19 protein-coding genes are annotated in these 15,892 nt (G+C 69.9%); 7 read left to right on the top strand and 12 right to left on the bottom strand.

Annotation, left to right across the window (positions count from 1 at the left end; all coding sequences use genetic code 11):
* Nucleotides 1-43: 43 nt before the first annotated feature.
* The 9 genes from CLV49_RS07375 to CLV49_RS07335 form a co-directional block, all read right to left on the bottom strand.
* Entirely contained in the window at nucleotides 44-808 is a 765-nt protein-coding gene (locus CLV49_RS07375; RefSeq protein WP_243696650.1) for a GntR family transcriptional regulator, read from the bottom strand.
* Nucleotides 809-883: 75 nt separating this feature from the next.
* On the bottom strand, nucleotides 884-1,591 hold the full coding sequence (gene deoC / locus CLV49_RS07370; RefSeq protein WP_106562959.1) for a deoxyribose-phosphate aldolase: 708 nt from the start codon (nucleotides 1,589-1,591) through the stop codon (nucleotides 884-886).
* Nucleotides 1,592-1,656: 65 nt separating this feature from the next.
* Nucleotides 1,657-2,112 carry a D-ribose pyranase gene (gene rbsD, locus CLV49_RS07365; RefSeq protein ID WP_106562958.1) on the bottom strand — a complete coding sequence of 152 codons (456 nt, stop codon included), beginning with the start codon at nucleotides 2,110-2,112 and terminating at the stop codon, nucleotides 1,657-1,659.
* 31 nt (nucleotides 2,113-2,143) lie between these two features.
* Entirely contained in the window at nucleotides 2,144-3,724 is a 1,581-nt protein-coding gene (locus CLV49_RS07360) for a sugar ABC transporter ATP-binding protein (protein WP_106562957.1), read from the bottom strand.
* Nucleotides 3,724-4,752 (bottom strand): sugar ABC transporter substrate-binding protein, encoded by a 1,029-nt coding sequence (locus tag CLV49_RS07355; RefSeq protein ID WP_106562956.1) that lies wholly within the window; start codon nucleotides 4,750-4,752, stop codon nucleotides 3,724-3,726. The genes CLV49_RS07360 and CLV49_RS07355 overlap by 1 nt, the downstream gene beginning before the upstream one ends.
* A 56-nt stretch (nucleotides 4,753-4,808) precedes the next feature.
* Nucleotides 4,809-5,810 carry an ABC transporter permease gene (locus CLV49_RS07350; RefSeq protein ID WP_106562955.1) on the bottom strand — a complete coding sequence of 334 codons (1,002 nt, stop codon included), beginning with the start codon at nucleotides 5,808-5,810 and terminating at the stop codon, nucleotides 4,809-4,811.
* A complete protein-coding gene (locus tag CLV49_RS07345; RefSeq protein ID WP_106562954.1) occupies nucleotides 5,807-6,727 on the bottom strand; it encodes a ribokinase in 921 nt (306 codons plus the stop codon). Before CLV49_RS07345 ends, CLV49_RS07350 begins: the two co-directional genes overlap by 4 nt.
* A gap of 152 nt (nucleotides 6,728-6,879) precedes the next feature.
* Nucleotides 6,880-7,506: a response regulator gene (locus CLV49_RS07340; protein ID WP_106562953.1), complete on the bottom strand. Its 627-nt coding sequence runs from the start codon at nucleotides 7,504-7,506 to the stop codon at nucleotides 6,880-6,882.
* The gene (locus CLV49_RS07335; protein ID WP_106564952.1) at nucleotides 7,503-8,720 is read right to left on the bottom strand and encodes a sensor histidine kinase; all 1,218 of its coding nucleotides are present in this window, start codon (nucleotides 8,718-8,720) and stop codon (nucleotides 7,503-7,505) included. Before CLV49_RS07335 ends, CLV49_RS07340 begins: the two co-directional genes overlap by 4 nt.
* A 164-nt stretch (nucleotides 8,721-8,884) precedes the next feature.
* Between CLV49_RS07335 and CLV49_RS07330 the strand changes: the two genes are divergently transcribed.
* Both CLV49_RS07330 and CLV49_RS07325 read left to right on the top strand, forming a co-directional pair.
* Nucleotides 8,885-9,955 carry an ABC transporter permease gene (locus tag CLV49_RS07330; RefSeq protein ID WP_106562952.1) on the top strand — a complete coding sequence of 357 codons (1,071 nt, stop codon included), beginning with the start codon at nucleotides 8,885-8,887 and terminating at the stop codon, nucleotides 9,953-9,955.
* Nucleotides 9,952-10,647, top strand: coding sequence for an ABC transporter ATP-binding protein (locus CLV49_RS07325; protein ID WP_106562951.1), 696 nt, complete (start codon nucleotides 9,952-9,954; stop codon nucleotides 10,645-10,647). Before CLV49_RS07330 ends, CLV49_RS07325 begins: the two co-directional genes overlap by 4 nt.
* A 6-nt stretch (nucleotides 10,648-10,653) precedes the next feature.
* Here CLV49_RS07325 and CLV49_RS07320 read toward each other — a convergent pair whose 3' ends face one another.
* Nucleotides 10,654-11,649 carry a methyltransferase family protein gene (locus CLV49_RS07320; protein WP_106562950.1) on the bottom strand — a complete coding sequence of 332 codons (996 nt, stop codon included), beginning with the start codon at nucleotides 11,647-11,649 and terminating at the stop codon, nucleotides 10,654-10,656.
* Between the two features lie 158 nt (nucleotides 11,650-11,807).
* On the opposite strand from CLV49_RS07320, the gene CLV49_RS07315 reads away from it, so the two are divergent.
* Both CLV49_RS07315 and CLV49_RS07310 read left to right on the top strand, forming a co-directional pair.
* The gene (locus tag CLV49_RS07315; RefSeq protein ID WP_127054402.1) at nucleotides 11,808-12,287 is read left to right on the top strand and encodes a hypothetical protein; all 480 of its coding nucleotides are present in this window, start codon (nucleotides 11,808-11,810) and stop codon (nucleotides 12,285-12,287) included.
* Between the two features lie 55 nt (nucleotides 12,288-12,342).
* Entirely contained in the window at nucleotides 12,343-12,522 is a 180-nt protein-coding gene (locus CLV49_RS07310) for a hypothetical protein (protein ID WP_127054404.1), read from the top strand.
* Between the two features lie 18 nt (nucleotides 12,523-12,540).
* Here CLV49_RS07310 and pip read toward each other — a convergent pair whose 3' ends face one another.
* On the bottom strand, nucleotides 12,541-13,497 hold the full coding sequence (gene pip / locus CLV49_RS07305; protein ID WP_106562947.1) for a prolyl aminopeptidase: 957 nt from the start codon (nucleotides 13,495-13,497) through the stop codon (nucleotides 12,541-12,543).
* 65 nt (nucleotides 13,498-13,562) lie between these two features.
* Between pip and CLV49_RS07300 the strand changes: the two genes are divergently transcribed.
* Nucleotides 13,563-13,757 carry a hypothetical protein gene (locus CLV49_RS07300; protein WP_106562946.1) on the top strand — a complete coding sequence of 65 codons (195 nt, stop codon included), beginning with the start codon at nucleotides 13,563-13,565 and terminating at the stop codon, nucleotides 13,755-13,757.
* 10 nt (nucleotides 13,758-13,767) lie between these two features.
* Entirely contained in the window at nucleotides 13,768-14,211 is a 444-nt protein-coding gene (locus CLV49_RS07295; RefSeq protein WP_106562945.1) for a hypothetical protein, read from the top strand.
* Nucleotides 14,212-14,243: 32 nt separating this feature from the next.
* On the opposite strand, the gene CLV49_RS07290 is transcribed toward CLV49_RS07295, so the two are convergent.
* Complete coding sequence (locus tag CLV49_RS07290; RefSeq protein WP_106562944.1) at nucleotides 14,244-15,071, bottom strand: helix-turn-helix domain-containing protein; 828 nt, start codon at nucleotides 15,069-15,071, stop codon at nucleotides 14,244-14,246.
* A 118-nt stretch (nucleotides 15,072-15,189) separates the two neighbouring features.
* Between CLV49_RS07290 and CLV49_RS07285 the strand changes: the two genes are divergently transcribed.
* Nucleotides 15,190-15,885 carry an SDR family NAD(P)-dependent oxidoreductase gene (locus tag CLV49_RS07285; RefSeq protein ID WP_106562943.1) on the top strand — a complete coding sequence of 232 codons (696 nt, stop codon included), beginning with the start codon at nucleotides 15,190-15,192 and terminating at the stop codon, nucleotides 15,883-15,885.
* Nucleotides 15,886-15,892 lie beyond the last annotated feature (7 nt).

The following is a 15,892-nucleotide window of genomic DNA, read 5'->3' as shown; positions in this document are numbered from 1 at the left end:
AAGATCACGGTACTCGCGTGCGTCGCCATGGGGGAGTGCGGGATCAGCGACGTGAGAGGAGCGAGGTGACTTTGAGTCGTTCGCTGTGGATCCACACGTCGGAGTACTCGATGGGGCGTCCGTCCGTCAGATAGGTGACCTGCTGGAGGTACTGCACGGGAGCGCCGACGGGCAGCTGGAGGGCTTCGGCGACCTCCGCCGTCGCCGATTCGGCGCTGAAGGTGCGTCGCGCGGTCCCGATCTTAAGGCCGAAGTGACCCTCCAGCACGCCGAACAGGCTGAGCTCCGAGAAGTCGAACTCCTCGATCCCCGGCACCACATCGGCGCGCACGAAGTTGCTGAGGAGCGTGACCGGTTCGCCCGCGGTCGACCGCAGCCGGTCCAGGTGGAAGACGCTGCCGAGAGCGGGGAGGTCGAGGAGCGCCGCGACGGGCTGCGGCGGCGTGACGAGGCCGTGGGTGAGCACCGTCGTGTCGAAGAGGACCCCCTGTGAGGCGAAGTCCTCGGACAGGGTGCTCAGCCGCTGGGCGATCGAGGGTTCGAACGTCATCGACGTGACGAAGGTGCCACGACCGCGCACCTGGCGGAGCAGACCCTCCTCGATGAGCGTGGCGAGGGCCCGCCGCACCGTTCCTCGGCTGACGCCGAGATCGGCCGCGAGTTCCGGCTCGGACTTCAGGCGGTAGTGGGCCGGCCACTCCCCGTGCGCGATGCGGTTGCGGATCTGCTCGGAGATCTGCGCGTGTATGGCCACGGGGGCTCCACGGTTGATGACCCCATCCGCGATCGGCGGCTCCATGCCGTTCATGAGTCCTCCTGCCCCCTAGTGGTGTCTATAGCGTTCCGGCCCGGATCGCAAATGGCGACCCGGGCCGGATATCGGTCAGTAGCTCGTTGTGGTGTCGTCGCCCGTGTCGGAGATGATCGACAGGCCGGCGCTCGTTCCGAGGAGCACGGCCCCGGCGCCGAGGAGCGCGAGCGCCTGCCCGTAGCTCTTGATCGACCCAGAGGCCTTCACGAGCACGCCGGGACGGGCACGCTCGACGAGGTAGCGGACGCTCTCGGGATTCGCGGTCTCGACGGCGCCGCTCGACGCGTTCTTGAGGTAGGCCGCCCCGGCCTCCATGGAGAGTTCGACGGCGGCCTCCTTCTCGGCCTCCGTGAGGAGCGGCAGCTCGAGCATGACCTTGACCGGGATCCCGGAGGCTCGAACCACGCCGGCGATGTCCTCGCGGAACTCGTCGTACATGCCGCTCTTCAGCCAGCCGATCTGCACACCGATGTCGAGCTGTGTGGCTCCGAGTCGGGCGATCTCTGCGGCCTCCGCAGCCTTGCCGGCGCTCGTCATCACACCGACCGTCGGGAAGTCGAGCGCCGACGCGATACCGATACCGGTGCCGGCGAGCTCCGCGGCGACGAGCGGTACCCACGACGCGGACACCATCGCGGCGTTGAAGCCGTGCTCGGCGGTCTCGCGGGCGTGCGCGATCATCTCGTCGCGCGTGGAACCGAGTTCGATCTTGGTGTGCTGGATGTACGGGGCGAGTTCCGCCGGGCTGAGCTCGAGGGGGCTCGTGGTCGTGTCTGTCACGATTCGTTCGCTTTCTGTTGATGGGCGACGGGTGCCGCCCGTTGAGAGGGTCCGGAGGTTCCGGGTCAGAGCTTCGAGGCGTAGTAGTCGGGGGCGATCACGCCATCGCCGCCGAACCACTTGGGCACGTCGACCCCGCAGATCAGGCCGATGTTCCCCCAGGGTTCGAACGCGCCGGTACGGACGATGACCTTCGCCTGCTGCGCGAGCTCGCCGAGCATCTCCGCGTGCGTGCGGGTCGAGAACTCGGCGTCGTCGAAGGTCGAGAGCAGCCACTCGTCGAGTCGCGGGTTGTTGGAGACGACGTCGTCGGCGCGGACGACGCCCTCGACGATGATCTCCTCGGAGATGAGCCCGAGAACCGTCCGGAGGTCCGGCAGGTTCTCCGCGATCGCGAGGTCGACGCGGTTCGCATCCGCGGGGATGGGGAACCCGGCGTCGACCACGAGGATCAGGTCGGTGTGGCCGAGCGTCGCGAGAGCGCCGCTCAGGGGTGCGTTCAGAATACCGGAGCGCTTCATGTGGGGTCCTTTCGGTGATGCGGGGAGGGGGTCACGCGGTGGCCGCGCGGACGGTCGCACCGGTGGCGATGGTCATGATGGATTCCTCCGTGGCCGTTGCCGTCGGCACGATGTCGACCACGGTGCCCTCCGCCATGACGGCGATCCGATCGGTGACGGTGAGGAGTTCGGGGAGGTCGGACGACGAGCAGATGATCGCGACACCTCGGTCGGCGAGGGCGAAGAGCTGCTCGTAGATCTCCGCCTTCGCGCCGACGTCCACGCCGCGGGTCGGTTCGTCGAGGATCAGAACGGCCGGGTCGATCGCGATCCAGCGCGCGAGCATGGCCTTCTGCTGGTTGCCGCCCGAGAGATTGGTGATCGGCTGGTCCATCGTCGACGTCTTCACGCGGAAGCCCTGGGCGAGCTTCTCGGCCTTCTTCTCGAAGGCGCCGCGTCGCACGAGTCCGGCCCGGGTGAGGGCTCTCACGGTGAGCACGCCGACGTTCTCGGCGACGCTCATGGTGGTGAGCAGGCCCTGCGCGCGGCGCTCGCCGGGCACGAATCCGAGACGTCGTTCGACGCTCGCGATGGGGCTGCGGTTCTCGTACGGCGAGCCGAGGAGTTCGACGGTTCCTCCCGTCCCCCTGTCGCCGCCGAAGAGGTTGTGCAGCAGCTCGACGCGTCCGCTGTCGGGCAGCCCGGCGACACCGAGGATCTCGCCGGGGCGCACCTCCAGGTCCACGGCGTGATGCCGCCGCCCCGACAGCCCGATCGCACGGAGCGCGGGAGCCGGACGGGCGCCGCCGGCATCGGTCGGGCCGACGAGCTCGGCGCGACTGGTGAACTGGCCGAGCTCGCGCCCCACCATGGCCGCGACGGCCTGATCGGGCGTCACCTCGCTGCGGCGCCACGATGCCACATGTCGGCCATCGCGAAGCACCTCGATGCGGTCTGCCAGGAGGAACACCTCGGGCATGCGGTGGGAGACGTAGACCATCGTGGTCCCCGCCTCCTTGAGGGTGGCCATGAGCCGGAAGAGCCGGTCGCTCTCCGCCGGTGTGAGCATCGCCGTGGGCTCGTCGAGGATGAGGACGCGGCACTCCCGGGCGATCGATCGGGCGACGACGACGAGCTGCTGGGTCGCCAGATCCAGGGTGCGGACCGTCGCGTTCGGATCGACTCGGAGGTCGAGCTCCGCGAGCAGTTCCATTGCGCGATCCACCATGCGACGCCGCGACGGGAACCACCGATTGCCGGGCTCGATGCCCGAGAGGATGTTCTCTGCCACGCTCCGATCCGGCAGCAGCGACAGCTCCTGCGGGACCATCGCGATGCCGTGTTCGGTGAGCATCGTGTGAGGGTCGAACGATCCGACCGGCCGCCCGAAGGCTGTGACGCTCCCTCCGCTCGGCGGCTGCAGACCCGCGAGGATCTTGAGGAGCGTCGACTTGCCCGCGCCGTTCTCGCCCAGGAGTGCGGTCACCTCGCCGGTGGTGACCTCGAAGCTCACGTCCTCGAGGGCACGCACGGGCCCGAAGTTGCGGCTGAGGTGCTCGATGCGGATCGCCGGAGCATCCGCATGCGCTGCGGGGGTGTCGACGGCCCCGGCCGTCGGAGGGAGCGTCGACATCAGCCTTCGACCGTCGCTTCGCTCAGGTTGTCGGCGTCGATGATCTGGGCGCCCGTGTCCACGCCCTCGATGGCGGTGTCCTCGGTGAGGAAGTCGTAGAGCACCTTCACGGCCTGGTAGCCCTGCTCTTCCGGGTTCTGGCTGATCGTGAAGGAGACCACGCCGTTCTTCACGAAGTCCGCGGTCTGCGGGAGCAGGTCGAAGCCGACCATTGTGATCTTCCCGGCGTTGCCGGACTGCTCCACCCACTTGGCCGCCGCGGTGGTGCTGCAGCAGTCGAGTCCTGCGATCGCGGTCACGTCGCTCTGCCCGGCCATCGTCGATTCGACGGTGTTGTACGCGGCGTTCGGCTCGTTGCCGACGTTCACGGGGCCGACGACCTCGAGGCCCGATCCCCCCATGCCGGCCTCGAAGCCGCTGAAGCGGTCGTTGGACCACCCGGCTCCGGTGTCGAGCGAGAAGACGACGACCTTTCCGGTCGCTCCGTCTCCGAGGAGCTTCACGAGCTCCTCGGCCTCCGACTGGCCGGAGGCCTTCAGGTCCTGGCCGACGAAGCCCATCTGCTTCGAGTCCGGGTTGTCGGTGTTGAAGGAGATGATCGGGATCCCGGCGTCGTACGCCTGCGCGATCACGGGCTTCAGGGCGTCACTCGACGCGGAGGAGACGGCGAGCGCGTCGACCGACTCCTGCTGGATGAGGGTCTGCAGCTCGGACACCTGCTTGGCGGCGTCGCCACCGGTCGGGCCGATCAGCTGCACCTCTGCACCGAGCTCCTCGCCGGCGCGCTCCATGCCGGCGCTGATCGGGGTGGCGAAGGCCAGGGACGGGTCGTGGTAGCTGAGCTTGATGCGGAGCGGCTCACCGGAGTCGATCCGCTCCTGGATGTAGTCGGCGATCTGGAAGCCGTCTTCGCCGGACGCGGACTCGCTTCCCGTCGTGATGGCGCCGCAGCCTCCGAGCGTGAGTGTGGCGGCCGCGGCGACGGCGCCGGCGGCGAGTAGACGCCGGGTGGTGGATGCAAGGGACATGGTCACTCCTTTGTTGATGTCCTGAGGGGTCGGGTGGTGGGTCGGTGGGGTCGCGGTCAGGCGCGCGTCTTGCGCTTGCGCTGCCAGGTGTCTGCGGCTACGGCGGCGACGATGACGAGGCCGGTGACGACGGTCTGCCAGAACGACGAGATGCCGTTGATGTTGAGGATGTTCTGGAGGAGTCCGATGAAGACGACGCCGATGACCGTGCCCCACATCGTCCCGGAGCCGCCGAACAGCGCAGCGCCGCCGATGATGATCGCGGAGATGACGGTGAGCTCGAGTCCCGTTCCCGTCACGCCCTGCACGTACGACAGGAACGACAGTCCGAGGACGCCGGCGATCCCCGCAGTGAGGCCGGAGAGGACGAACGCGGCGAGCTTGACCCTCTTGACGTGGATGCCCACGAGGCGGGCGGATTCCTGGTTGCCGCCGACGGCGTACGTGTTGAATCCGAGGCGCGACCGCGAGAGGAGGACGATGCCGAGAGCGGCGATCACGGCGAAGATGATGAGCTGCATGGGGATGGCTCCGAAGAGTCGCCCCTGGCCGAGGAGGGTGAACTCGGCGACGCCTGGCTGGTCGCTCGACAGGGAGATCGGCGCTCCATCGGAGATCAGCAGCGCGACGCCGCGGAAGACGCTCAGACTTCCGAGCGTGACGATGAACGACGGCACGCCGAGGAGGACGACGGCGAGACCGTTGAGGAGCCCCGCCAGAGCCCCCACGACGACTCCGATGATGAGGGCGATCGTCCACGGGACACCGTCCGCGATGGCCATCCCCGTCGTGATCGCCGACAGGGCGTAGACCGAGCCCACGGAGAGGTCGATCTCACCGTTGATGATGACGAGCGTCGAGCCGACGGCCATGATGCCGATCTGGGCGATCTGCTGTCCGACGGAGAGCAGGTTCCCGGGCTGGGCGAAGCTCGGTGAGAGCACGACGCCCAGGAGGAAGAGCAGGACGAGGGCGGCGAGCACTCCGGTCTCGCGCGCCCGGAAGAGGTTCTGAAGGCGGAAGGCTGGCGGTCGCGTCGGTGCGGTGGTCGCGGTCATCGGGTGGATCCAATCGGGCTGGGCAGGTCGGAGCGAGAGGGGAGGGAGGGGATGACACCCGCGATCGTCACGGCGTGGGCGCCGGCCGCCGCCGCGAAGCGGGCGGCATCCGGAAGCGTGGACCCCTCTGCGAGGGCGACGGCGAGTGCGGCCGTGTAGGAGTCGCCGGCCCCGGTGGTGTCGACGACGGTCTCCACCCGCACGGGCTCGATGACGGTGATGGCGCCGTGGGGCTCGGCGAGGAGCGCACCGGATGCGCCTCGAGTGAGGATGGCGCTCCCGCCCGTGCGCCGCTGCAGGTCACGGACGAGGTCCTCGTCGTCGAGGGCGACGTCGGCTTCTCGGCCCAGGAGCACCGGTGCCTCGGTCTCGTTGGGTGTGATCACGTCGATGAGCGCCCAGGCCTCGTCGGGCAGTGCGCGGGCGGGAGCCGGATTGAGGACGGTGGTCGTGCCTCGTTCGCGGCCGATGCGCAGCGCCTCCACGACGGCGGCCTCGGGGATCTCCATCGAGACGACGAGGACGTCCGCCGCGGCGATCTCGTCGGAGAAGGTGCGGACCGCGGCGGCGTCGAGCTCGTCGAGGGCGCCCGACGCGATCGCGATCCGGTTCTCGCCCGACGGCTCGACCAGGATGAAGCCGACCATCGTGGGTCGCTCGGCGGTGACCACTTTGGCGGCGTCGACGCCCTCGGCTCGCCAGAGGTCGATCGCCGCCCGGCCGAACGCGTCGTACCCGATCGCGGTGAGGAGGGATACCTCGGCGCCGAGGCGGGCAGCACCGATGGCCTGATTCGAGCCCTTGCCCCCGGGTCCTTCGTCGAACTGACCGCCAGAGACGGTTTCGCCGGCTCCGGGGGAGCGGGGGACCCGCATCGTCAAACCGGCGCCGTAGCTACCGACAACTGCGATCTTCATCGATTCGCGTCGCTTTCGTGTTCATGAACAAATATGGACATGGACAACAGTATGTACAGCTTTGTCCATTGTCAAGAGATGAGTCGTTCGGAGGTGCCGTGCGCCGTGCACCGCGAACGCACCGATCCGGCGGCGGACGACGGCGCGCCGGATCAGCGGAGGATGCCGCGGGCGCGGGCCGCCGAGACCGCGGCGGTGCGCGAGGTGACGCCGAGTTTGGAGAACACGTGCGCGAGATGCGACTTCACGGTGGTGTCGCTCACGAACAGCTCGGCCGCCACCTCGGTGTTGGACCGGCCGGCCGCGACGAGTTCGAGCACCTGGATCTCCCGCGCGCTCAGACTCACCTGCGGCGCGCGCATCCGGTCGAGGAGGCGCGACGCGATCACGGGAGCGAGGGCGCTCTCGCCCGCGGCGGCCGCGCGCACGGCGGCGATCAGCTCGTGCGGGGGAGCGTCCTTCAGCAGGTAGCCGCTCGCCCCTGCCTCGACGGCCCCCAGGATGTCGGCGTCCGAGTCGTAGTTCGTGAGGATCAGCACGTAGGGCGCGGCGTCGATCGCGCGGATGCGTCGGGTCGCGTCGGCCGCCGTTCCGGCGGCACGCGGGCCGAACTGAAGATCGAGCAGGACTACGTCCGGGTTCTCGTGCTCGGCCGCCGCGACGGCCTCGTCGGGGGTCGATGCTTCGGCGACGACCTCGATGCCGTCCTCGATCGAGAACAGGGCGATGAGGCCGGCGCGCACCACCGGGTGGTCGTCGGCGATCACGAGGCGGATCATGCGGGCGTCCGATCGTCGGGCGCGGGCGTCGAGCGGGCCAGATCGACGAGAAGCGCCGTTCCGCCGCCCGGCCGGGAGTCGACGGTGAGGGTCCCGCCGAGCTGGTCGACGCGCTCGCGGATGGCGCGGAGTCCGAAGGAGTCGGACCGCGCATCCTGTTCGAGCTGCTGCCTCCGCACGTCGAAGCCGCGGCCGTCGTCCGCGATCACGAACACGATCCGCTCCCCCTCCTCACGCAACGAGATCGAGGCGCTGCGTGCGTCGGCGTGCTGCAGCACGTTCGCGATGGCGCCCTGCGCGATGCGCAACAGCGCGGTCCGCACGTGCATCGGAAGCTCCACCTGGTCGGACACGTCGACGTCCACGTGCAGTCCGCGCGTCGTCCACTGCTGGTCGGCGAGACGGCGCAGCGCCCCGCCGAGCCCCTGACCGTCGAGCTCGGGCGGCGTGAGTTCGCGGATGAATCGGCGCGCATCGGCGAGGTTCGCGGCGGCCGTCTCACGCGCGAGCCGGATGTGCTCCACTCCCGCGCGATCCGGGTCGGCGCGTTCCGCCGCGTGCAGGAGGAGCTGAATGCTCGACAGTCCCTGAGCGAGGGTGTCGTGGATCTCGCGTGCGAGGCGGGCGCGCTCGGCGAGCACCCCGGACTCGTGCTCCGTCTCGGCGAGTTGGCCCCGCGCGGCGAGCAGCTCCTGCATGAGCGCCTCCCGCTCCGCCGCTTCGCGAGCGAGCGCCTCGTAACCGAGCCCGATGAGGAGGGCGACGCCCGCACCCACGAGCGGGCCGACCACACCGCCGACACTCCAGCCGCCGTGCAGGCCGAGGGCGACGATCACTGCGGCGGTCGCCGCGACGACCGCTACGGACCCCCATACGCGGCCGAGCACATGGAGGTAGAGAAAGAAGAGGGGGAACACGAGGTACGCGGCGTCGGAGCTGAGCCAGACGAGAGCCGCCCACTCCGCGCTCAGCACGGCGAGCCAGAGCTGCGCCAGACCGTGCCGGCGACGGCGTGCGATCACACCGCCGAGCGCGTAGGTCGCAAGCAGCAGCACAGCGAGCACCGTCACCTGCACGTCATCCGGGTGGGAGGCGGTGCGGTCGTCGGCCGGAAGCAGCGCGCGGACCACCACGAGCATGGTGAGCCCCACGAACAGGGCGTGCAGCCCGGTGCGCAGACCCACGAAGACGGGGGTGAGCGCGGAGTGAGCCATGCCTCGACGGTACTGCTCCGGACCGCGTCCGGCATCGTCCGAAATGACGACTCCGGCACCCGCCGAAGAGTCGTGCACGGACGTGCCGATGGCCGATGACCCGTGCGTGTCACGACGCGACGCTGGAAGGGTCGCCATCACCTCGGCGACGGAAAGGGAACTCCATGTTCGTCGCGCTCCGCGATCTCCGCTTCGCCCGAGGACGGTTCGTCCTCATCGGCGCCGTCGTCGCACTCATCACCGTGCTCGTCGGCTTCCTCAGCGGCCTCACCGGCGGTCTCGCCACCCAGAACATCTCCGCCGTGCTCGCCTTCCCCGGCGACCGGATCGTCTTCTCGGCACCCTCCGGCGGTGCGTCCGGCCCGAGCTACACGGACTCCGCGGTCACCGAGGAGCAGGAGGCGGACTGGGCGGACGCGGCCGGCGTCACCGCCGTCGTTCCCATCGGCGTCACCCAGTCGCGCGCCGAGGCGGACGACACCCGCGCGGCTGTCGCGCTCATCGGCATGGAGCCAGGAGCGGATGCGGACACGCCGGCGGACGACGGCTCCCTCGTGCTCTCCCGCACGGCAGCGGACGACCTCGACGTGATGGCGGGCGACGCCGTCACGATCGCCGGCACGTCGTACACGGTCGCGTCGATCCGCGGGGACGCCTGGTACAGCCACACTCCCGTCGTGCGGATGACCCTCCACGACTGGCGGACCTCCGCCGCGGCCACCGGATCTCCCGATGCGTTCGCGACGGTTCTCGCGGTGACGGGAACGACGGACGCGCAGGCCGTCGATGCGCGCGCCGACACCACGTCCACATCGGTCGTCGGCTCGCTCACCGCGCTCAGCGCGTTCCGGTCCGAGATCGGCTCCCTCCTCCTCATGGTGGCGATGCTGTTCGGAATATCCGGCCTCGTGATCGGAGCGTTCTTCACCGTGTGGACCATGCAGCGGAAAGGCGACATCGCCGTCCTCAAGGCGCTCGGCGCGAGCACGCGCTCCCTCGTGAAGGACGCGCTCGGGCAGGCCCTCGTGGTCCTCGCGCTCGGGATCGGCGTCGGTACCGCCGTGGTGGTGGCGCTCGGCGCACTCGCCGGAACCGCCCTGCCGTTCCTCCTCAGCCCCCTCACCACGGCGCTGCCCGCCGTGATCATGATCGCCCTGGGACTCGCAGGCGCCGCCTTCGCCCTCCGTTCCGTCACCTCCGCAGACCCTCTTTCAGCCCTCGGGAGCAACCGATGATCCACCTCGACGACGTCACCCTCACCTTCCCCGACGGAGACGGTCGTGTCACGGCCGTCGATCGCGTGACACTCACCAGTGCGCCGCGCACCGTCACCGCGATCACCGGACCGAGCGGATCGGGCAAGTCGAGCCTCCTCGCCGTGGCCGCGACCCTCATCCGCCCCGACTCCGGCCGCGTCCTCATCGACGACGTCGACACGACAGAGCTCACGCCGTCCGAAGCGGCGATCCTGCGCCGGCGGCGCATCGGCATCGTCTTCCAGCAGTCGAACCTGCTGCCGTCACTCACCGCCCTGGAACAGCTGATGGTGATGACCGAGCTCGGCGACAGGCCCTCGCGAGCGTCACGAGCGACCGCGAAGGAGCGCGCCGACGAGCTCCTCGAGGCGGTGGGCCTCGCCGACCACCGGCACAAGCGGCCGCACCAGCTCTCGGGCGGTCAGCGCCAGCGGGTGAACATCACCCGCGCACTCATGAACGGCCCGAGCGTTCTCCTCGTCGACGAACCCACGAGCGCCCTCGACCAGGAGAGCGGAGCCGGCGTGATCGACCTGATCGTGCGCCTCACCCAGGCGTTCCAGACGTCGACTCTCCTCGTGACGCACGACCTCGTCCACCTTCCCCAGATGCACGAGGTGGTGCGCATGGAGGACGGTGGCATCGTCGCGCCCCTGCCCTCCGCTTCCTGACGGCGCTCAGTGACGAATGCGCGGAACCCAGCACGCCACGCGATCGCGGTACGCCGCGTACTCCACTCCGAAGCGCGACTCGAGCTCGGCCTCCTCGATCGGCCGCACGAGTTCGTTCCACACGAACGAGCCGGCCACGGCGTACACCACGACGAGCCAGGAACCGGCGACGAAACCTACGGCTGCGCCCTGCACGATGCCCGCGACGGCCATCGGATTCCGCACGAACCGGTACGGTCCCGCGATCACGAGGCGCCGCGCCGTCGCGGAGGGCAGCGGGGTGCCCTCGCCGAGCGTCGACATGGTGACGGCGGACCAGATACCGAGAGCGCTCGCGGCGAGGAGGAGCACCACCCCGGCGATCGGAACGGCGATCGGAACGGGCACGTCGAGCTGCCAGCGTCGTTCGAGCAGGACGATCACGAACGGGAACACCACGAGGAACAGCCCCCAGAACAGCACGAGCTGCGCGCCCGTCCGCTTCACGTGATCGCCAGTGGAGCCGGGGCGGGCGAGGCGGAACGCGAACGGACCGCGGATAATCCACTCTGCGGGCAGGCGGCCAAGGAGCACGAGCATCGCGGCGGCGATGCTCCCGGCCGCTGCCGCGATCATGAGGACGGCGCCCCAGCCGGCGAGCCCGGTGATCGTGGCGTACGCCACGATGCCGACGGCGATGAGAGCCGTCCACGCTGTCGCGACCCACGCGGCCCAGCGCAGGCCGAACGCCGCGAGGGCCGACGCCACCACGAACAACGGGATGTCGAGCGCCGCCATGACCACGGGGTCGATCCGACCGAGTGTCGCGTCGCGCACCGCGGGCACGGTGAACACGGCGACCCACCACGCCAGTCCGGCCACGGACTGCAGGGCGAAGTAGAGGCGGCCGTGGCGCTCGCCGAGTCGATCGGTGACGCGGCAGTATTCGTCGATGCGCGCGGACCCGATGCGCGCGTGGCTTGCGCGGGCGTGGCCGGCGCGACCGCTCACGGACGAGGACATGGCCCGAGTCTAGGAGTGGCTGGTGATGCGCGGGAGACTGATCGTGCTCGTGGGCTGAGTGTGGCGTGCGAGTCCGGGCCGCGATTGGCCAGCCCTCCACCGCCGACCGTAGGCTTGACGGGATGCGGTCGGTGCGGCGAGGTGTGGGTGCGGCGGCCGTGCTGGCTTCTCTGGCCGCCATCGGTCTGACGGGGTGCTCCGTCGCCGACGAGCCCACCCATCGCGCGGAGCCGACCGCGACCGCGGACATCGCCGCCCAGTTGGGTGCCCTCGAGACGCGGATCGACCGCATCCTCTGGAGCCGTCCGAGCCCGTCGTCGCTCTGGTACCAGCTCGATCCGAGCAACGACATCGGTCGCGTCGTGCTGGCGAGCGACGCCGGTGCGGCGACCGCGGCGCCCTACGCCTTCGCGCACGACGCCGGCGACGACCTCCTCACCTTCGACGTGTTCGTGTCCGCGCTCACGCGAGCCGGTGGCCCCCTGTCCGCCGACGCGACGCACGCGTACCTCTGCGCCGCCTACAGCGTCGACACCTACGACCAGGACGTCACGCGCACGACCGCGGAGTGCCCCGCCGATCTGGTGCCGGATGGCAGCGCCCTCGTCTCGCTCGACGATCTCGACCCGGCCGCATAGCGATCGACGGCGGGGCGCTCTTGTGCGCGTCGTCTCCGGCACCCATCATTCAGAGATGGGAGCGCAGCAGCGGAAGCCATGGGTCGGGCGTTCGGTCCGCCTCGTCGGGCGGATCGCCGGACGCGGCGTCACCGTGGCGCTCGCCGTCATCGCGGGTCTCAGCGGGAGGAACGTCGGCCCGATGGTCTCGTCGAACGAGCGCCCACCCGTCCCGCGCCAGGAGTACCGTCCGTGATCACGGGCTGTGCGGCACCTACCGGTCCGCGAAGCGATCCGTCGCCTCGATGAGCGCGTCGAGGATGCCGGGCTCGTCGAAGGCGTGGCCGGCGTCGGGGATCATGTGCAGGTCGGCCTCCGGCCAGGCGCGGTGCAGGTCCCACGCGGTGAACGGCGGCGTGCAGAGGTCGTAGCGTCCCTGCACGATCACGCCGGGGATGTCGCGGAGACGTGACGCGTCGCGGATGAGCTGCCCGTCGTCCATCCATCCCTTGTTCACGAAGTAGTGGTTCTCGATGCGCGCGAACGCGAGCGCGTAGGACGGCTCGCTGAACGTGGCGATGAGGTCCTCGCGGGGGATGAGCGTGATCGCGGAGGCCTCCCACGTCGACCACGCGACCGCCGCCGGTCCGTGCACGGCGGGGTCGGGATCGTTCAACAGGCGGTGATAGGCGTCGATGAGCCCACCGCGCTCCTCCTCGGGCACGGGGGCGACGAAACGCTCCCAGTTGTCGGGCAGCATCGCGCCTGCTCCGCCCTCGTAGAACCAGTCGAGCTCGCTCTTCCGGAGGGTGAAGATGCCGCGGAGGATCAGCTCGGTCACGCGCTCGGGGTGCGTCTCCGCGTACGCGAGGGCGAGCGTGCTGCCCCACGAGCCGCCGAAGACCTGCCACCGGTCGACGCCGAGCATCTCGCGCAGCCGCTCGATGTCCCCCACGGAGTGCCACGTGGTGTTCGCGCTGAGGTCGCCGTTCTCGCTCGCGTGCGGCAGGCTCTTCCCGCAGCCGCGCTGATCGAAGAGCACGATGCGGTACTTCGCGGGGTCGAAGACACGACGCTGGTTGGCGTTCGTGCCGCCGCCCGGACCGCCGTGGAGGAAGACGACGGGCTTGCCCTCCGGGTTGCCCGACACCTCCCAGTACAGCTGCTGTCCGTCACCCACGTCGAGCAGGCCGGAGTCGTACGGTTCGATCTCGGGGTAGAAGGAGCGCATGTGGTCCAGCCTAGGGAGAGAACTACCCCTCCCGGTATCGACGGAGCCGTCGCTACACTCGCGCCATGAGCGCACCGAAAGCAGACGACGCCGGACTCGCGAGATACGTGATCGGCGGTGTCGTCGGCGGCATGCTGCTCGGGGCCGTCATCGGGCTCCTGTTGACGGACGTCGGTTTCGGCTTCGGCATCAGCATCGGCATGATCGTCGGCATCGCCGTGTCGGTCGGGCTCTGGTACGCGAGACGGCCGAAGGCATAGGGAGAGGCTCGTGCTGTCAGAGATCAGCATCCGACGGACTGTCGCGTTCCTCGGATCGGTGGGGCTCTTCGTCTGGATCCTCGTCCTGTTCTTCGTGCCCGGTGCGACGAGCGGCGACGTCCCGGTGGCGGACGCCACGGGGACGACGACCGAGGAGCAGCACGACATCGAGTGCTCTGCCATCGCCTCGATCGCCGACGGCAAGGAGGCGATCGACTGGCCGCTCGACGACGACGGCGAACGGAGCGCGAGCACGTCGAGCGCCGTGGCGGAGGCCGGCCGCCTCTGCGACCGGTTCCGCGACGCGCGCAGCACCCACATGACGGTCCTGGCGGCGCCCACCATCGTGTTCGGCGTCTACGCCCTCTGGGGTTCGAAGCGGCGTGACGATGTAGCCACCGAGAACGCGGACCCCGAGCACACCGACGGACGCGGAGGCCCGACCGTTCCCTGAACCCGTCGAGTGGCCGTGACCACCCGGTCGGCTCAGAGCGCCTGGACGCCCGTGACGCGGAGGAGATCGAGGTTCGCGGCGGCGGTCGAGCCGGGGACCGCCGTGTAGACGACGATGCGAAGATCCGCGCCGGGCGCGGTGAGCACGTCGCAGTCGAGTTCGATCGGTCCGATCACCGGGGAGTGCACCGTCTTCCGGCTCGAGATGTGTACGGACACGGTCGCGGTCTGCCAGGCCTCCTCGAACGCGGGGGCGTCTCGGCGAAGGCAGCGGACGAGGTCCGCGATGCGCGCGTCGTCGGGGTAGAGGCCGGCGGCGCGGCGAAGATCCGACGCGAGGTCGGCGGTGAATGCCGCGTGGTGGGCGTCGTCGAACTCCGTGTTCCCCGGCCCGTGCATGAAGTAGCGCCAGGCCACGTTGCTCTCGTCCGCGGGAAGCGCCGACGGGTCGCCGAAGAGCGCCGCCCACAGCGGGTTCCAGAGGACGATGTCCCACGCAGCGGTCATGACCGCGACGGGCGAGTCGCCGAGCCGATCGACGATCCGCTGCACCCCGGGCGGCACGTGACGCGACGCGACGCGTGCCGACGGGATCGGAGCGCCGGCTGCGCGGAAGAGGTGGTCGCGCTCCTCGTCGCTGAGTCTCAGCGCGCGGGCGAGTGCCGTGAGGGTCTGCACGGACGGATTCGTGGCACGGCCCTGCTCGAGGCGCACGATGTAGTCCACGCTCACCCCCGCGAGGGCGGAGAGCTCCTCGCGCCGAAGACCGCTCGTGCGGCGGCCGGCGCCTGCCAGCATGCCCACCTGCTGAGGTGTGACGCGGTCGCGCCAGGCGCGCAGCACCGTCGCGAACTCGCTCATGCGTCCAGCCGATCCATGCGTTCAGTATGCGCGCGTCCGCGCGGCCCCGGGTGGTATCACCAGTCCCACCGATACGCGATACCTGGGCGATCGGTCGGGGTGCCCGCAGGCTCGGAGCATGACAACGAACACGCCCCGCACCGTCCTCATCTCCGGAGCCAACAAGGGCCTCGGCCTCGAGGCCACCCGTCGACTCATCGCCGACGGACACACCGTCTACGCCGGCATGCGCGACCTCGCCACCGGCGACGCCGCACGTGGGCTCGGAGCCCACGCCGTGCAACTCGACGTGACCGACGACACCTCGGTCGCCGCCGCGATCGCGCAGCTCCCCGCGCTCGACGTGCTGATCAACAACGCGGGCATCACGGGTTCGGCGCAGACGCTCGACGACCTCACGCCCGAGAAGAACGACGAGGTCTTCGCGACGAACGTCACCGGCGTCATCCGCGTCTCGCAGGCGGCGCTCCCGCTTCTCCGCGAGTCTCAGAACCCTGTGATCGTGAACGTGGCGAGCGGTCTCGGCTTCCCCCGCTTCCTCCTCGACGACTCCCGCATCGAGTCGCACGTGATGACGGTCCCCTACGTCGCGGCGAAGGCCGCGGTCATCGCCCTCACGGTGCAGTACGCGAAGAACCTGCCGGGCATGCGCGTCAACGCCGTCGATCCCGGATACACGGCGACCGACCTCAACGGACACTCCGGCCCGCAGACCGTGACGGAGGGGACGGACGCGATGGTCGCGATGGCGAACATCGCGGCGGACGGGCCCACCGGACAGTTCTTCGATCGCGACGGGCGCATCGCGTACTGAGTCGGCG

It is taken from the genome of Labedella gwakjiensis (genome assembly GCF_003014675.1).
Taxonomy (GTDB): domain Bacteria; phylum Actinomycetota; class Actinomycetes; order Actinomycetales; family Microbacteriaceae; genus Labedella; species Labedella gwakjiensis.
Note: the sequence above shows the minus strand (reverse complement) of the source record. Positions and strands in the feature narration are given on the sequence as shown.

What these genes read in the sequence shown, in the direction of transcription:
- CLV49_RS07360 (WP_106562957.1), bottom strand. Translation starts at nt 3,724, where the DNA reads ATGTCGACGCTCCCTCCGACGGCCGGGGCCGTCGACACCCCCGCAGCG.
- CLV49_RS07375 (WP_243696650.1), bottom strand. Translation starts at nt 808, where the DNA reads ATGAACGGCATGGAGCCGCCGATCGCGGATGGGGTCATCAACCGTGGA.
- CLV49_RS07300 (WP_106562946.1), top strand. Translation starts at nt 13,563, where the DNA reads ATGAGCGCACCGAAAGCAGACGACGCCGGACTCGCGAGATACGTGATC.
- CLV49_RS07320 (WP_106562950.1), bottom strand. Translation starts at nt 11,649, where the DNA reads ATGTCCTCGTCCGTGAGCGGTCGCGCCGGCCACGCCCGCGCAAGCCAC.
- rbsD (WP_106562958.1), bottom strand. Translation starts at nt 2,112, where the DNA reads ATGAAGCGCTCCGGTATTCTGAACGCACCCCTGAGCGGCGCTCTCGCG.
- CLV49_RS07350 (WP_106562955.1), bottom strand. Translation starts at nt 5,810, where the DNA reads ATGACCGCGACCACCGCACCGACGCGACCGCCAGCCTTCCGCCTTCAG.
- CLV49_RS07355 (WP_106562956.1), bottom strand. Translation starts at nt 4,752, where the DNA reads ATGTCCCTTGCATCCACCACCCGGCGTCTACTCGCCGCCGGCGCCGTC.
- CLV49_RS07285 (WP_106562943.1), top strand. Translation starts at nt 15,190, where the DNA reads ATGACAACGAACACGCCCCGCACCGTCCTCATCTCCGGAGCCAACAAG.
- CLV49_RS07345 (WP_106562954.1), bottom strand. Translation starts at nt 6,727, where the DNA reads ATGAAGATCGCAGTTGTCGGTAGCTACGGCGCCGGTTTGACGATGCGG.
- pip (WP_106562947.1), bottom strand. Translation starts at nt 13,497, where the DNA reads ATGCGCTCCTTCTACCCCGAGATCGAACCGTACGACTCCGGCCTGCTC.
- CLV49_RS07335 (WP_106564952.1), bottom strand. Translation starts at nt 8,720, where the DNA reads ATGGCTCACTCCGCGCTCACCCCCGTCTTCGTGGGTCTGCGCACCGGG.
- CLV49_RS07310 (WP_127054404.1), top strand. Translation starts at nt 12,343, where the DNA reads ATGGGAGCGCAGCAGCGGAAGCCATGGGTCGGGCGTTCGGTCCGCCTC.
- CLV49_RS07340 (WP_106562953.1), bottom strand. Translation starts at nt 7,506, where the DNA reads ATGATCCGCCTCGTGATCGCCGACGACCACCCGGTGGTGCGCGCCGGC.
- CLV49_RS07290 (WP_106562944.1), bottom strand. Translation starts at nt 15,071, where the DNA reads ATGAGCGAGTTCGCGACGGTGCTGCGCGCCTGGCGCGACCGCGTCACA.
- CLV49_RS07325 (WP_106562951.1), top strand. Translation starts at nt 9,952, where the DNA reads ATGATCCACCTCGACGACGTCACCCTCACCTTCCCCGACGGAGACGGT.
- CLV49_RS07330 (WP_106562952.1), top strand. Translation starts at nt 8,885, where the DNA reads ATGTTCGTCGCGCTCCGCGATCTCCGCTTCGCCCGAGGACGGTTCGTC.